General features: G+C 59.2%; 13 protein-coding genes. 7 read left to right on the top strand and 6 right to left on the bottom strand.

Annotated elements, in window-relative coordinates; all coding sequences use genetic code 11:
* Nucleotides 1-179 precede the first annotated feature (179 nt).
* Together PS14A_RS14640 and PS14A_RS14635 are read left to right on the top strand one after the other, a co-directional pair.
* Nucleotides 180-1,676: a helix-turn-helix transcriptional regulator gene (locus PS14A_RS14640; RefSeq protein ID WP_212616567.1), complete on the top strand. Its 1,497-nt coding sequence runs from the start codon at nt 180-182 to the stop codon at nt 1,674-1,676.
* A 140-nt stretch (nt 1,677-1,816) separates the two neighbouring features.
* A complete protein-coding gene (locus tag PS14A_RS14635; RefSeq protein WP_137214898.1) occupies nt 1,817-2,074 on the top strand; it encodes a DUF1652 domain-containing protein in 258 nt (85 codons plus the stop codon).
* A 1,042-nt stretch (nt 2,075-3,116) separates the two neighbouring features.
* Here the strand turns inward: PS14A_RS14635 and PS14A_RS14630 are convergent.
* From PS14A_RS14630 to PS14A_RS14615, 4 genes are all read right to left on the bottom strand, one after another.
* Nucleotides 3,117-3,884, bottom strand: a complete 768-nt coding sequence (locus tag PS14A_RS14630; protein ID WP_041480848.1) for an SDR family oxidoreductase — start codon at nt 3,882-3,884, stop codon at nt 3,117-3,119.
* 37 nt (nt 3,885-3,921) lie between these two features.
* The gene (locus PS14A_RS14625; protein ID WP_212616566.1) at nt 3,922-4,989 is read right to left on the bottom strand and encodes a phosphotransferase family protein; all 1,068 of its coding nucleotides are present in this window, start codon (nt 4,987-4,989) and stop codon (nt 3,922-3,924) included.
* 163 nt (nt 4,990-5,152) lie between these two features.
* Nucleotides 5,153-6,121, bottom strand: a complete 969-nt coding sequence (locus PS14A_RS14620; RefSeq protein ID WP_130911426.1) for a 2-hydroxyacid dehydrogenase — start codon at nt 6,119-6,121, stop codon at nt 5,153-5,155.
* Between the two features lie 156 nt (nt 6,122-6,277).
* Nucleotides 6,278-6,661: a tautomerase family protein gene (locus PS14A_RS14615; RefSeq protein ID WP_137214902.1), complete on the bottom strand. Its 384-nt coding sequence runs from the start codon at nt 6,659-6,661 to the stop codon at nt 6,278-6,280.
* Nucleotides 6,662-6,908: 247 nt separating this feature from the next.
* On the opposite strand from PS14A_RS14615, the gene PS14A_RS14610 reads away from it, so the two are divergent.
* The 3 genes from PS14A_RS14610 to PS14A_RS14600 all read left to right on the top strand — a co-directional run bounded on the left by PS14A_RS14610 (nt 6,909) and on the right by PS14A_RS14600 (nt 8,861).
* Nucleotides 6,909-7,103 carry a hypothetical protein gene (locus tag PS14A_RS14610; protein ID WP_133336570.1) on the top strand — a complete coding sequence of 65 codons (195 nt, stop codon included), beginning with the start codon at nt 6,909-6,911 and terminating at the stop codon, nt 7,101-7,103.
* Nucleotides 7,104-7,153: 50 nt separating this feature from the next.
* Complete coding sequence (locus PS14A_RS14605; RefSeq protein ID WP_178084490.1) at nt 7,154-7,324, top strand: hypothetical protein; 171 nt, start codon at nt 7,154-7,156, stop codon at nt 7,322-7,324.
* Between the two features lie 256 nt (nt 7,325-7,580).
* The gene (locus tag PS14A_RS14600) at nt 7,581-8,861 is read left to right on the top strand and encodes a serine/threonine transporter (protein ID WP_212616565.1); all 1,281 of its coding nucleotides are present in this window, start codon (nt 7,581-7,583) and stop codon (nt 8,859-8,861) included.
* A 132-nt stretch (nt 8,862-8,993) separates the two neighbouring features.
* Here PS14A_RS14600 and acnB read toward each other — a convergent pair whose 3' ends face one another.
* Nucleotides 8,994-11,603, bottom strand: coding sequence for a bifunctional aconitate hydratase 2/2-methylisocitrate dehydratase (gene acnB / locus PS14A_RS14595; protein WP_212616578.1), 2,610 nt, complete (start codon nt 11,601-11,603; stop codon nt 8,994-8,996).
* A 467-nt stretch (nt 11,604-12,070) separates the two neighbouring features.
* Here acnB and PS14A_RS14590 point away from each other — a divergent pair, with 467 nt between their 5' ends.
* On the top strand, nt 12,071-12,541 hold the full coding sequence (locus PS14A_RS14590; protein WP_064117650.1) for a DUF1289 domain-containing protein: 471 nt from the start codon (nt 12,071-12,073) through the stop codon (nt 12,539-12,541).
* Nucleotides 12,542-12,627: 86 nt separating this feature from the next.
* Here the strand turns inward: PS14A_RS14590 and PS14A_RS14585 are convergent, their stop codons facing one another.
* Nucleotides 12,628-13,491, bottom strand: a complete 864-nt coding sequence (locus tag PS14A_RS14585; protein WP_130910601.1) for a universal stress protein — start codon at nt 13,489-13,491, stop codon at nt 12,628-12,630.
* 160 nt (nt 13,492-13,651) lie between these two features.
* Here PS14A_RS14585 and miaE point away from each other — a divergent pair, with 160 nt between their 5' ends.
* Nucleotides 13,652-14,260: a tRNA isopentenyl-2-thiomethyl-A-37 hydroxylase MiaE gene (gene miaE, locus PS14A_RS14580; protein WP_122612531.1), complete on the top strand. Its 609-nt coding sequence runs from the start codon at nt 13,652-13,654 to the stop codon at nt 14,258-14,260.
* Nucleotides 14,261-14,347 lie beyond the last annotated feature (87 nt).

The following is a 14,347-nucleotide window of genomic DNA, read 5'->3' as shown; positions in this document are numbered from 1 at the left end:
GTGGGAGCGAGCCTGCTCGCGAATGCGCCGGGTCAGTCACCGAATGGTCTATCTGACCCAGCGCTTTCGCGAGCAGGCTCGCTCCCACAGGGGATTTCTGGCGATTTTGAGGCCGCGGCACGATCCCGAACCGCTGCGGTCGTACTCTTCACCTAGCCGCATCACAGTGTGGAGATCCAATGAGCCAGGAAGTCCTGACCACCGAAACCAACCGTCGCCAGTTGCAGCAGATCATCGCCGGGCTGTCGGACGGGGTGATTCTGCTGGAACTCGACAAAAGCATTCTCTGGGCCAACGAAGCGGCGCTGACCATGCACGGTGTCAGCACCATCGGTGATCTGGGCAGCAACGCCGACGAGTACGCCAAACGCTTCACGCTGCGCTATCGCAACAATCATGTCTTGCCGCCGGACAACTACCCGATCAGCCGTGTCGCCCGCTGCGAGGCGTTCAATGATGTGCTGATCGAAGTCTCGTCCGTGGACGACCCGGAGCGGGTCTGGGTACACAGCGTGCGCAGCATGGTGCTGACCGACCGCGTCGGCCAGCCCGAGTCGCTGGTGCTGATCATGAGCGACGTCACCGATTGGGCCAACGCCGAGCTGCGTTTCGAAAAAACCTTCAACGCCAACCCCGCGCCGGCAGTGATCTGTCGTCTCAGCGATTTGCGCTATATCAAGGTCAACCCGGGCTTTCTGGAAATGACCGGCTATACCCGCGATCAGGTGATTGGTACCTCCGCCTACGAAATCGACATTTTCGAGCAGGCCGACCAGCGCGATCTGGCTGTTCAGCGCTTGCGCGATGTCGCTACCATTCCGCAGATGCAGGCGGAACTGCGCCTACCCGACGGTGGCAGTAAACAGGTGATCGTGGCCGGTCAGCCGCTGCTGCTCAATGACGAGAATTGCATGCTGTTCTCTTTCGTCGACATGGAGCCCCGGCGCCGGGTCGAAGTGGCCTTGCGTCAGAGCGAGGAGCGCTTTGCCAAGGCTTTTCGTCTGACTCCGGTACCGATTCTGATCTGCACCGCTGACAAGCAGGAGGTCATCGACGTCAACCAGGCGTTCCTCGATACCCTGGCCTATGACAGCGATGACGTGCTTGGCAAAACCGTGACGCAGTTGAGCTTCATCCACGATGACGGCGCGCGCACCCGGTTATTGTCGGCGTTGGCGAAGAGCGGTCGGGTCGATCGGGTAGATGTGCCGGTGCGCAAGAAGGACGAGGAGTTGCTGGAATGTGCGGTCTCGGCCGACACCGTGAACATTCACGACACGTCCTGCTATTTGCTGGTGCTGATGGACATGACCGAGCGCAAGCGCACTGAGCTTGAGCTGGTCGCGGCGATTGAAGAGGTGATGAAGGATGCGTCGTGGTTCAGCCGGACGCTGATCGAGAAGCTGGCCAACGTGAAGAAGATCAACTCGCCGCAGCTGCCAAGTGCCTCGTTCACTGACCTGACGGCCCGTGAGCGCGATGTGCTGGGACTGATCTGTGAAGGACTGGCGGACAAGGAGATCGCCGCGCGGTTGAAACTGGCGCCCAATACCGTGCGCAATCATGTTGCCACTGTGTACTCGAAAATCGACGTGCATAGCCGCAGCGAGGCGATCGTCTGGGCTCGGGAGCGCGGCTTGTTTTCGGGAGAGTGGGGCACCAAGGGCCAGCGCTGAGGGGTGCAAATGCACTAGTTACAAGGGTGCAAATTCATGTATTGGCCAAGGCGTTGTGTTCTTAGGCTGGTGGGGTGCGGTGTAGACCATTTCGGGTTTGCGATCGTGCCCCTTCTGAAACAGTCATAGGAACAACGTCAATGATGAATCTTGCGCAGTTGCGCGCTCGGCTCGAGCACAGTTTTGCGCCGCTGGCTTGTGAGTGTTCGGTGGATGGTGATCATTCGCTGACGGTCAAGTTGTATCACCCTGATTCGGGGCAGGTGGATCTGGTGATCAGTGGGCTGGATCTGGCTTCGCTGCGTTCGCCTGAGGCGGTTGAGGCGTTGGTGGGGGAGTTGCGGTATGAGCTTGAGAGCAATTCCTTGCGTTCTTCGCGGGATCCGGATTTGGCTTAAGCGCGCTTTGGTCTTGGCGGCCTTTGGGCCGGCCATGCTCTGGGGGGGGTATATCCGTTTTTTTGGGTGTTGCGGCTGGCGGTTTCGCCCTTACGGCGAGTCCCTTTTGGCAAACGCCCCAAAAGGAACCAAAAGGTCTTCGCCCTGACGTTCGGCCCGCTCGCTGAGGCTCGGGGTTCCTTCGCTCCGGGATTGATCCTGGCGCAGCGGCTACGGTTTGCTTCGCTGCACCTCCTTCCGCTGTGTCTGGCTGCGCCAGACGGTCGCTGCGCTCCCACGCCCGGATCAATCCCTCCACTCAGCCTGCCGACGGGCTCCAGGATCAAAAGCTACTCGAGCTTGCGCTCATTGTTGAGTGGGGCGGCTTCGCCGCGGGCAGCTGCGCTGCTTTTGCTTTTCTGTGGGAGCGAGCCTGCTCGCGAAGGCGGCCTGACAGCCGACCTGGTTGTTACTGAATTCACTCGATCAAAACTGTAGGAGTGAGCCTGAGGCCCTCGCCGACAACCATAATCCCAATCCAGGCTTCTGCTGGAAAATCCCCGCAAAACCGACAGCCAATCCCAGCCAATCACCCCAATCCACTGGCGCTAACAAAGTGCTCAGCTATAAAGAATGAGTGGTCAGGTCTTCCGCGGCCGGTCGGGTTGCGGGAGTTTGTCTTCCATTACCGCGGGTCGTCCTATGAATAATCCTGGGAAACGCGTATTGCCGTTGGCTTTTCTTGCAATTTTGTTGGCCGGTTGTGCCAGTCCCCCACCACCTGCGCCTGTCGCGCCGCCGCCACAGCCGGAACGTCGGTGTGAGGTGCTGGAGAATACTGAGGTTGCCGGGGATATGTATGTAGATGGGCAGGTGACGCGCCACATCACCACTACCCGTTGCATAACCCAATAAGATTCGCGAATCCTCGATTGCACGAGGCCAGGAACCCAGCAGTTACCCTGTGGGAGCGAGCCTGCTCGCGAAAGCGTGGTGTCAGTCAAAACATAGCTGACTGACACAACGCTTTCGCGAGCAGGCTCGCTCCCACACGGGACAGATATCAGGACAGGAATCCGCCATCCACATTCAGCGCCACGCCGGTGGTGTAGCTCGACGCATCGCTGGCCAGGTACAACACCGCGCCGGCCATTTCGCTTGGGTCGGCTACGCGTTTGAGCGGGATCTGCGTCAGTGCCTGTTTCAGAATCGCATCGTTCTTGACCAGGGCCGAGGCGAATTTGGTGTCGGTCAGCCCGGGGAGGAGGGCGTTGCAGCGGATGCCGAATTGCGCGCATTCCTTGGCGAAGACTTTGGTCATGTTGATGACCGCCGCTTTGGTCACCGAGTAAATGCCCTGGAAAATGCCCGGGGAGATGCCGTTGATCGAGGCGACGTTGATGATGCTGCCGCCACCGTTTTCGCGCATCAGCTTGCCGGCTTCGACCGACATGAAGAAGTAACCGCGAATGTTCACATCGACGGTCTTCTGGAATGCACCCAGATCGGTGTCGAGCACGTTGCAGAATTGCGGGTTGGTCGCGGCGTTGTTGACCAGGATGTCGAGGCGGCCGAATTGTTCCTTGATCCCGGCGAAGACCTGGCTGATCTGCTCCATCTCACCGATGTGGCAGGCCACGGCTGTTGCCTTGCCGCCGGCGGCGATGATGGCGTCGGCGACGTGTTGGCAGCCTTCGAGCTTGCGGCTCGAGACGATCACATGGGCGCCTTGCTGGGCCAGCAGTTTGGCGATGGCTTCACCGATGCCACGGCTGGCGCCGGAGACGAAAGCGATTTTGCCGTCGAGGTCGAACAACTGAGTCTTGGACATGGGTTTCCCTTGTTGGAAGTCTTGTTGTAGGCCTGGGTCAGAGGCTGGATTTCTGGATGACCTGCAGGCTCATCTGCTCCAGCAGTTTGTTCATGTGAATGAACTGCGCGAAGCGTTTGTCCTGGGTCTGGCCGTGGTAGAAGCGGTAGTAGATCTGCTGCACGATGCCGGCCAGGCGGAACAGGCCGTAGGTGTAGTAGAAGTCGAAATTGTCGATGCGGATGCCCGAGCGCTCGGCGTAGTAGTCGACGAATTCGCGGCGCGTCAGCATGCCCGGTGCGTGGCTTGGCTGGCGGCGCATCAGTTGCACCGGTGCCGGGTCGCCGGTTTCGATCCAGTAGGCGAGGGTATTGCCCAGGTCCATCAGCGGGTCGCCGAGGGTCGTCAGTTCCCAGTCGAGCACGCCGATGATCTGCATCGGATTGGCCGGGTCGAGGATGACGTTGTCGAAGCGGTAGTCGTTGTGGACGATGCTCGACGTCGGGTGGTCGGCCGGCATCTTGTCGTTGAGCCAGGCTTTGACTGCTTCCCAGTGCGGCGCGTCCGGGGTCAGGGCTTTTTCGTAGCGCTCGCTCCAGCCCTTGATCTGCCGCGCGACGTAGCCTTCGGGTTTGCCCAAGTCGCCGAGGCCGCAGGCGTTGTAATCAACCCGATGCAGTTCGACGAAGCGGTCGATGAAGCTTTTGCACAGCGCTTCGGTTTTCGCCGAATCAAGGCCCAGTTCCGACGGCAGTTCGGCGCGCAGGATGATGCCCTTGACCCGTTCCATCACATAGAACTCGGCGCCGATGACGGCCTCGTCAGTGCAATGCACGTAGGCCTTCGGGCAATACGGAAAGCCGTCGCGCAGTTGGTTGAGAATGCGGAACTCACGGCCCATGTCATGGGCGGATTTGGCCTTGTGGCCGAACGGCGGGCGGCGCAGAACGAATTCTTGCTCGGGGTATTCCAGCAGGTAAGTCAGGTTCGACGCGCCGCCGGGAAACTGGCTGATCTGCGGAGTGCCGGTCAGGCCGGGAATGTGCGCCTTGAGGTACGGATCGATCAGGCTGGCATCGAGTTCTTCGCCCGCGCGGATCCGGGTGGACTGGTCAGTAAGCGCCATGCTTATCCCTTCTGCTTATTTTGGAGGCCAGACATCATTGGCTAATCTAATGGCGCGCTCGGGTGCTCACAAGCGCGGGTCGGTCTTATAGGTTAGCGTGTTGCTGGATAATCAACTTTGAGAATGGGCCAAAGATCGGCGCGGTTCGACGATGCCAGGCGCGTTAATGCACGCGCTGGTTGTTCAACCTGGGCGGCAGGGCGACGGGAGTCAGCACTGGTTGTCCGGAGAAAAACGCCATCAGGTTTTTGCCCACCAGCTCAACCGTGCCTTGCGTGGCTTCGGGGGAGAGGCCGGCGACGTGGGGAGTCAGCACAACGTTGCTGAGGCTTTTCAGGGCATCGGGCACTTCCGGTTCGTGATCGAACACATCCAGCGCGGCACCGGCGATACGACGTTGTTCAAGTGCGGTGATCAGATCCGCCGTAGCGATGACGCTGGCCCGGGCGATGTTGACGATAAAGCCATTCGGTCCGAGCGCATCGAGCACCGCTCGCGTCACCAGGTTGTGCGTGCCGATCCCACCGGGCGTGGCGACCACTAGAAAATCCGAGGCTCGCGCCAGATCGGTCGGTGTCGAGCAGAACGCATAGGAAACGTCGCTGCGCACCTGGCGGTTGTGGTAGCTGATCTGCATGTCGAAACCCAGCTCGGCGCGTTTGGCAATCGCCATGCCCACGGCGCCCAGCCCGAGGATGCCCAGACGCTTGCCGGCCAGCGACGGGCGCATGATTTTCGGCCATTCACCGCGGCGTACCGCAGCATCGCAGCGTGGGATATCGCGGACCAATGCCAGCAACAGTGCCATCGCATGATCGGCCACCGACGAGGCGTTGACCCCGGCACCATTGGTGACGGTGATGCCACGGTCACTGGCTGCTTGCAGATCGACCTGTTCATAGCCCGCACCAATCACCGTGATGATTTTCAAGGCGGGCAGGGCGCTGATCTCGTCGGCGGTGAGGCCCAGCGGCCCGCGAGTAAGCACGGCGTCGATGCGGCTGCCATGGGTAACGATGGCTTGTGCACGTTCGGCTGGCGTTGGTGCAAGGATCAGGTGGAATCCCTGATGCTCGAGAATCGGCAGATAATCATTGATCGTTTCAACCAGTACCAGAACGGTTGCGGGCATTGCGCGGCTCCTGTGATTGGCGGCGGGTGGGTCGCGAAAGTCGACTCAGAGTGCTGAATCCGCAGCGGCTTGGCAATCGTTGCATTCACGCAGTGGTGCTTTGATTCTGGACGGGTTCGTGGAACAAGCAAGTACGCAGGCATGGCGCACGACCCATCAGCTGACGTATTGCGCAACACCATTGCCGAACGACCAGTTCTCCTTTTTCACCTCTACCAGATTGATGAATACGTCCTCCGTACGGATGCCCAGTTGCGCATGCAGGCTCTCGGCAATGGTTTTGAACAGCAATTGTTTCTTTTCCACGCTGCGCCCTTCGCTGATGGTGATCTGAATGAACACCACGCCGTCGCTGCGCTCGATGCCGAGGTATTGCGGGTCGTACACGAAATGCTGGCCGTCGTGCTCGTTGAGAATCTGGAAGTTGTCATGCTCTGGCACATCGATACAGCTGCGCAGGGCGGCGTAGATCTGTTCGCCGATGCGCCTGGCGAAAGTGGGGTCGGGGTTTTGCTGGATGTCGATGCGGACCAGTGGCATGGGAGGCTCCTTGGGTTATGGCTTCTCACACGCTAGATCAAGGGCAGGGTTCTGGCAGGTAATTGGTCTGGAATATCGCAAATTCCGTGTATGAGGAGGCTTACGTGACTCGCGGATTTTGCCTACGGGAATGGCAGATGCGTCTGCTGGTCAGCGTAAATGGAAAAGTTTGATGATAAGGGCATGACGAAAGCCGTCGATGTGCATGCGAGTGCTGGCCCCATCCGCCGGCAGCCAAGGAGGGCAAATGTTTCATAACGATCGCGAAAATCTGGAGCTCGACAGGCTGGAAAACGAATCAAGGAAACTCGTGGCTGAATGGAAAAAGCTTCAGGCTGAAGAGAAAAAGTTATCAAGGGAGACGAAGCTCTATCCAATTGCGGTGTTTGGCGGAGTGTTGACTGCGATCACCGCAGTCGCAGGCGTGTTCTTCAAGTTTTGAGTATTCATGCTTGAGACCACTCAGGCGCATTATCCAAGGGATAAATCTGTATGAGCACATATGACCGCAAGGCACGACTGGAACGAATCGAACGGGAGTTCGCGGAATACGAGGAAACGGTGCGCAACAGAGATAAAAGAGAGAATGGCAAGCTCTGGTTGCTCTTCGGTTTCGGGCTGTACTGCATTTTGTTGGGATTCATGCTTGGCATATCGCTCTGAGCGCGATCGATGAATCATGGCTTGATTGCAAAAACGTATCCGTAAGCGGCGTCTGACATACCCAATCGCGACCCTGTTTTTCCCATGAACGACGCCCAATCAGGCTGCCCCGCACAACCATTCCTCAGCTAAGTCTTTGCTTGCATTGATTTATCACGGAGAATCGCGCCCCTGTTTCGGCCGGAGCATGTCTGTCGGTTTTTTCCGACGCGTCCTGACCGAGTGGCAAGTGACCGGAAAGCGGAGATCCGACCGGATGAATGATCAGGCCAATAGCCTCGAAAAGCGCTTCGACGCAGCAGCACCCGCTGAACTTTCGAGCTGGAATCGCCAGGACACCACCTGGATGCTGGGACTGTTTGGGACGGCCATTGGCGCCGGCACCCTGTTTTTGCCGATCAACGCAGGATTGGGTGGCTTCTGGCCGCTGGTTATCCTCGCGCTTTTGGCCTTCCCGATGACGTTTTACGCTCACCGTGGCCTGACCCGTTTTGTGCTGTCCGGTCGCGAAGGTGCCGATATTACCGAAGTGGTCGAGCAGCATTTCGGTATCAAGGCCGGTGCCTTGATCACGCTGCTGTACTTCTTTGCCATCTTCCCGATCCTGCTGATCTACAGCGTCGGCCTGACCAACACGGTCGCCAGTTTCCTCGAACACCAAATGCACATCACACCGCCGCCGCGCGCGCTGCTGTCGTTCGTGTTGATACTCGGCCTGCTGGCCGTGGTGCGTTGCGGTGAACAGGCGATCGTCAAGGCCATGAGCCTGATGGTTTATCCATTCATCGTCGCGCTGCTGTTCCTCGCCGTGTACCTGATCCCGCACTGGAACGGCGGCATCCTCGCCACAGCCTCGCAAGTGCCGGCGCCGTCAGCGCTGCTGCATACGCTGTGGCTGGCGATTACGGTGATGGTGTTCTCGTTCAACCATTCGCCGATCATCTCGGCGTTCGCGATGGACCAGAAGCGTCGTTACGGTGTGCACGCCGACGAGCGCAGCTCACAGATCCTCGCGCGCGCTCATGCATTGATGGTCATTTTGGTGCTGTTCTTCGTATTCAGTTGCGTGCTGACCCTGTCGCCGGAGCAATTGGCTGAGGCGAAAGAGCAGAACCTGTCGATCCTGTCGTACCTGGCCAACCACTTCAGCAACCCGACCATCGAGTTTGCGGCGCCGTTGATTGCGTTTGTGGCGATCTCCAAGTCGTTCCTCGGCCACTACATCGGGGCCAGCGAAGGCCTCAAGGGTTTGATCGTCAAGAGCGGCAAGCGTCCGGGCGCGAAAACGCTGGATCGCATCGTGGCGGCGTTCATGCTGGTGATCTGCTGGATCGTCGCGACGCTTGATCCGAGCATCCTGGGCATGATCGAAACGGTCGGTGGGCCGGTGATTGCGGCAATCCTGTTCCTGATGCCGATGTACGCGATTCGCAAGGTGCCAGCGATGGCGCGCTATCGCGGTCAGGCGTCGAACGTGTTTGTTACCGCGGTGGGGCTGGTGGCTATTTCGGCGCTGGTTTACAAGCTGGCTGTCTGACCGACCTGTGCGATTGCGAGCCTGCCATCGCGAGCAGGCTCGCTCCCACAAGGTTTGCGTGATGCTTGCCCGCAGGCATAAAAAAACGCCGCTCATCTCACGATGGGCGGCGTTTTTTATTGCCTTGCAGCGTTAGGCTTGAACGACCGGGATATTGGCGTTCGCAGCAGCTTCACGGAACTCGGCGATCTGGTCGAAGGACAGGTAGCGGTAGACATCGGCCGCCATGCTGTCGATCTTGCCAGCGTATTCCATGTACTCCTCGACGGTCGGCAGGCGACCCAGGATCGAAGCAACGGCCGCCAGCTCGGCCGAGGCCAGGTAGACGTTCGCGCCGTCGCCCAGACGGTTCGGGAAGTTACGGGTCGACGTCGAGACCACGGTGCTGTTCGGCTCAACGCGTGCCTGGTTACCCATGCACAGCGAGCAGCCTGGCATTTCCATGCGTGCGCCGGCCTTGCCGTAGATGCCGTAGTAGCCTTCTTCGGTCAGTTGGTGAGCGTCCATCTTGGTCGGCGGCGACAGCCACAGACGGGTTGGCAGCTGACCCTTGACCTGATCCAGCAGTTTACCGGCAGCGCGGAAGTGACCGATGTTGGTCATGCACGAACCGATGAACACTTCGTCGATCTTCTCGCCAGCAACGCTGGACAGCAGACGGGCGTCGTCCGGATCGTTCGGCGCGCAGAGCACAGGCTCGTTGATTTCGGCCAGATCGATTTCGATGACTTCGGCGTATTCGGCGTCGGCATCGGCTTCCATCAGTTGCGGGTTGGCGATCCAGGCTTCCATCGCTTGAGCGCGGCGTTCCAGAGTGCGCGCATCGCCGTAGCCTTCGCCGATCATCCAGCGCAGCAGGGTGATGTTGGACTGCAGGTACTCGGTGATCGACTCTTTCGACAGCTTGATGGTGCAACCGGCAGCCGAACGTTCGGCCGAGGCGTCGGACAGTTCGAACGCCTGCTCCAGGGTCAGACCTTCCAGGCCTTCGATTTCCAGGATGCGGCCGGAGAAGGCGTTTTTCTTGCCTTTCTTCTCGACGGTCAGCAGACCGTTCTGGATAGCGAAGTACGGAATGGCATGAACCAGGTCACGCAGGGTGATGCCAGGTTTCATCTTGCCTTTGAAGCGCACCAGGATCGATTCCGGCATGTCCAGCGGCATGACGCCAGTGGCAGCGGCGAACGCGACCAGACCGGAACCGGCCGGGAACGAGATGCCCATCGGGAAACGGGTGTGCGAGTCACCACCGGTACCGACGGTGTCCGGCAGCAGCATGCGGTTCAGCCACGAGTGGATGATGCCGTCGCCCGGACGCAGGGAAACGCCGCCGCGGGTCATGATGAAGTCAGGCAGGGTGTGGTGGGTGGTCACGTCGATCGGCTTTGGATAAGCCGCAGTGTGGCAGAACGACTGCATCACCAGATCAGCGGAGAAGCCCAGGCACGCCAGGTCTTTCAGTTCGTCACGGGTCATCGGACCTGTGGTGTCCTGGGAACCCACGGTGGTCATCTTCGGTTCGCAGTAGGTACCAGGACGCACGCCCTGGCCTTCTGCCAGACCGCAAGCCTTGCCGACCATTTTCTGCGCCAGGGTGAAGCCCTTGGTGCTTTCAGCCGGAGCTTCAGGCTTCTTGAACAGGTCGAACGCTGGCAGACCCAGCTCGGCGCGAGCCTTCTCGGTCAGGCCACGGCCGATGATCAGCGGGATACGACCGCCGGCACGGACTTCGTCCAGCAGCACCGGGGTCTTCATTTCGAAAGTGGTGATGACTTCGTCGGTACCGTGCTTGCAGACTTTGCCAGCGTGCGGGTACAGGTCGATCACGTCGCCCATGTTCATGTTCGACACATCGAACTCGATCGGCAGGGCGCCGGCATCTTCCATGGTGTTGTAGAAGATCGGAGCGATCTTGCTGCCGAAGCAGAAACCGCCAGCGCGCTTGTTCGGCACGTAAGGGATGTCGTCGCCGAAGAACCACAGCACCGAGTTGGTGGCCGATTTACGCGACGAACCGGTACCGACCACGTCACCGACGTAGGCGATCGGGAAGCCCTGGCCGCGCATTTCTTCGATCTGCTTCATCGGGCCGGTCTTGCCTTGCTCGTCCGGAACGATGCCGTCACGGGCCATTTTCAGCATGGCCAGGGCGTGCAGCGGGATGTCAGGACGCGACCAGGCGTCTGGCGCAGGGGAGAGGTCGTCGGTGTTGGTTTCGCCGGTGACCTTGAATACGCGCAGGCTGATCTTGTCGGCCAGGACCGGGCGCTTCTTGAACCACTCGCCGTCAGCCCAGGATTGCAGCACGGCCTTGGCGTGAACGTTGCCGTTCTTGGCTTTTTCAGCGACGTCGTGGAAGGCGTCGAACATCAGCAGGGTGTGCTTGAGTTCTTCGGCGGCGACTGGCGCCAGCTCGGCGTCGTCCAGCAGTTCAACGAGGGTGACGATGTTGTAGCCGCCCTGCATGGTGCCGAGCAGTTCTACAGCGCGTTTCTTGTCCAGCAGAGGGGAGGTGGCTTCGCCCTTGGCCAGGGCAGACAGGAAACCGGCCTTGACGTAGGCGGCTTCGTCCACTCCAGGTGGTACGCGATTGGTGATCAGGTCAACGAGGAAAGCTTCTTCGCCAGCCGGAGGGTTCTTCAGCAGCTCGATCAGGCCTGCTGTTTGTTCGGCGTTAAGCGGCTGGGGAACGATACCCAGGGCTGCACGCTCTTCGATATGTTTGCGGTAGGCTTCAAGCACAGTTATTACCCTCATCAGTGGTCCCAAATGGGTGTCCGGGACGCTCATCCCGAAATTGCCGTACTCATGCGCCTCACGACGTTGTGGGTCGTTCGGCCAGAATTACCGGCAATTCCTTACAGAAGCTGCTTTCAAAGTTTTACGCCTGCAGAACGGGGAGCTGATGAGGGTTGGCGTTGGGCTTTTCCCCGCTGGAAAAACCCTTCGCCAACACCGCTCTGAAGGAACGACTGTGCTCGTGACGCTTTGAAAACAGCTTCTAACGGACATTGGCGCCTTAAAAGGCTGGCTGATTCTACGGCAAAAAAAATTTAAAGGTAAGTCGCGCTCTATTGGACTTTCGTGGCAATCAGCGCGGCCGGAGCAAACCTGCGACGCCGGCGAGACCTTGCTGTTTGAGGGGTGATCAATGCCCGACAAAGGGCTAACATGCCGGCCTGTTCCGCGTTTCAGTGTTCTGCCCATTTATGCCCAATCAGACCATCAAGACCCCCTGCGTCGGCCTCTGCTCCACCGTTTACGGTGACCTGGTGTGCCGTGGCTGCAAGCGTTTCCACCACGAAGTGATCCATTGGAACGGGTACAACGAGGAGGAAAAGCGTGCGGTCTGGCTGCGTCTGGAGCAATTGCTGTCACAAGTGATGGCGGCCAAGGTCGAGATTTTCGATTCGGCGCGCCTGCGCGAGCAACTCGAGCAGCGCAAGATCCGCTTCGTACCGCATCAGTCGGAATATTGCTGGGCCTATCAGCTGATTGCCCGAGGTGCGCGGGTGATCATTAATCTTGAGGCCTACGGGATGGTGTTGCTGCCGGAGTTCCGCGACTGGAACCTGCCGGAACTGCGTGATGCCATTGATCGGGAATTCTTCCTGCTGTCGGAAGCGCATTATCAGCGCTACATCGCCCCGGGCTTCCTGAAAGACGCCTTCGGCGCCTGAACAGCAAAAGATCGCAGCCTTCGGCAGCTCCTACATGGGAATGCGTTCTACCTGTAGGAGCTGCCGAAGGCTGCGATCTTTTGCTCTTAATGTTTCACGGCCAGTTCCACCAGATGATCCTCAACCTCCTGCGGCTTGAGCACCAGCACATCGCTTTCCAGCGTATCCAGCACCGCCTCCGCCGTATTGCCGATCAACGCGCCTGACAAACCACTGCGCGCCACTGTGCCAATCACCGTTACCGCTGCCTGCAGCTTGTGCGCCATGAACGGGATCAACACATCGGCAGGGCCTTCCTCGATGTGCAGGTGCTCGTCATCGACATCGAACTCTGCTTGAAACGCCCGGCACTGCTCGCGGTATTTGGCTTCTATTGTCGATTTGAGCTGAAATGTCGGGTCCGCGGCTGAAAGCATCGGCGACGGATGCGCGGCAATCACATGCAGATGCGCTTTGGCCAGACTGGCGATGTCGTAGCCGTGATCGATGATGGTGCTGTGCAAGTGCCGATGTTCGCCATCGGCATTGCCGACATCGACCGCAGCCAGAATCACTTTGTCTTTCCAGGAGCCGGCGGTTTTCACCAGCAGCACCGGGGTAGGGCAGTGGCGCAGGAGCTTCCAGTCGGCCGGGGTCAGCAAGGCTTTTTTCAGCGAGCTGTCGGGGAAGTGCTGTTTGATCACCAGGCCGCAACCCTCGGCCTGCTGCACATCGATGATGGTTTCGTGCAGGCTCTCGTTCCACGCCTGTTCGGTGGTCACGCTGTACCCTTCGGCGAGCAACGCAGCCTTGAGCACGCTGAGCAGGCCGGCATGGTCATGCTTCTTGTCGCACACCAGTAAATGCAGATGAGCCTGGGTGACACCGGCGATCAGCTTGGCGCGTTTGAGCGCCAGGCTTTCTGCATGTTCAGGTTCGATGACCACCAGAATGCTGCGAATGGCTTGCATGAGCGGAGTCTCCAGCAAAGAAAAGGCACGGCGTTGCACAACTATAGTTGCTACCCGAACGTCTGCGACTTGATGCATATCAACAGCCGCCGCTGGTGGTCTGCGGGCAGGCCGGTATAATCGGCGCCCTTCGCTCGAACACCTTTTTACCGTGAGCCCCATGATCCTTCCCGAAATCCACGAATTCCTTGGCTGCCGCACCCCCGACGCCTGGGTCCAGGCGGCACTGGCCGATCAGGAAACCCTGCTGATCGACCACAAGAACTGCGAGTTCAAGGCCGCCAGTACTGCGCTGAGCCTGATTGCCAAGTACCACGCCCACGTCGACCTGATCAACATGATGTCGCGCCTGGCCCGGGAAGAACTGGTGCATCACGAGCAGGTCATGCGCATCATGAAACGGCGCAAGATCGAGTTGCGTCAGCTGCACGCCGGCCGCTACGCCTCGGGCCTGCGCAAAGTGGTGCGCAGTCACGAACCGGTGAAACTGGTGGATACGCTGGTAGTCGGCGCTTTCATCGAAGCACGCAGTTGCGAACGCTTTGAAGCACTGGTGCCGCATTTGGATGAAGAACTGGGCAAGTTCTATTTCGGTTTGCTGAAAAGCGAGGCGCGGCACTTTCAGGGTTATCTGAAACTGGCCTATCAGTATGGTGATGCCAAGGATGTCGCGCAGGTGATTGAGCGCGTCCGTGCTGCCGAGCAAGCGTTGATCGAGTCGCCGGACGAAGAATTCCGCTTTCACAGCGGTGTGCCGGTCGCCGCATGATCGGGTAGGAGCTGCCGCAATCCAATCGGACATCATTGTCGGATTGTAAAAAAATCTTAAAAGTATGAAGCATCACCGAAAACCGGC

Source organism: Pseudomonas sp. 14A (assembly GCF_018132745.1).
GTDB classification, from domain to species: domain Bacteria; phylum Pseudomonadota; class Gammaproteobacteria; order Pseudomonadales; family Pseudomonadaceae; genus Aquipseudomonas; species Aquipseudomonas mercuritolerans.
This window is presented reverse-complemented; position numbering and strand designations above follow the sequence as displayed.

Bases quoted from the DNA above. Each gene is read 5' to 3' on its own strand.
- PS14A_RS14590 (WP_064117650.1), top strand. From the start codon at position 12,071: ATGCCCAATCAGACCATCAAGACCCCCTGCGTCGGCCTCTGCTCCACC.
- PS14A_RS14615 (WP_137214902.1), bottom strand. From the start codon at position 6,661: ATGCCACTGGTCCGCATCGACATCCAGCAAAACCCCGACCCCACTTTC.
- PS14A_RS14610 (WP_133336570.1), top strand. From the start codon at position 6,909: ATGTTTCATAACGATCGCGAAAATCTGGAGCTCGACAGGCTGGAAAAC.
- PS14A_RS14620 (WP_130911426.1), bottom strand. From the start codon at position 6,121: ATGCCCGCAACCGTTCTGGTACTGGTTGAAACGATCAATGATTATCTG.
- miaE (WP_122612531.1), top strand. From the start codon at position 13,652: ATGATCCTTCCCGAAATCCACGAATTCCTTGGCTGCCGCACCCCCGAC.
- PS14A_RS14640 (WP_212616567.1), top strand. From the start codon at position 180: ATGAGCCAGGAAGTCCTGACCACCGAAACCAACCGTCGCCAGTTGCAG.
- PS14A_RS14585 (WP_130910601.1), bottom strand. From the start codon at position 13,491: ATGCAAGCCATTCGCAGCATTCTGGTGGTCATCGAACCTGAACATGCA.
- PS14A_RS14600 (WP_212616565.1), top strand. From the start codon at position 7,581: ATGAATGATCAGGCCAATAGCCTCGAAAAGCGCTTCGACGCAGCAGCA.
- PS14A_RS14635 (WP_137214898.1), top strand. From the start codon at position 1,817: ATGATGAATCTTGCGCAGTTGCGCGCTCGGCTCGAGCACAGTTTTGCG.
- PS14A_RS14630 (WP_041480848.1), bottom strand. From the start codon at position 3,884: ATGTCCAAGACTCAGTTGTTCGACCTCGACGGCAAAATCGCTTTCGTC.
- PS14A_RS14625 (WP_212616566.1), bottom strand. From the start codon at position 4,989: ATGGCGCTTACTGACCAGTCCACCCGGATCCGCGCGGGCGAAGAACTC.
- PS14A_RS14605 (WP_178084490.1), top strand. From the start codon at position 7,154: ATGAGCACATATGACCGCAAGGCACGACTGGAACGAATCGAACGGGAG.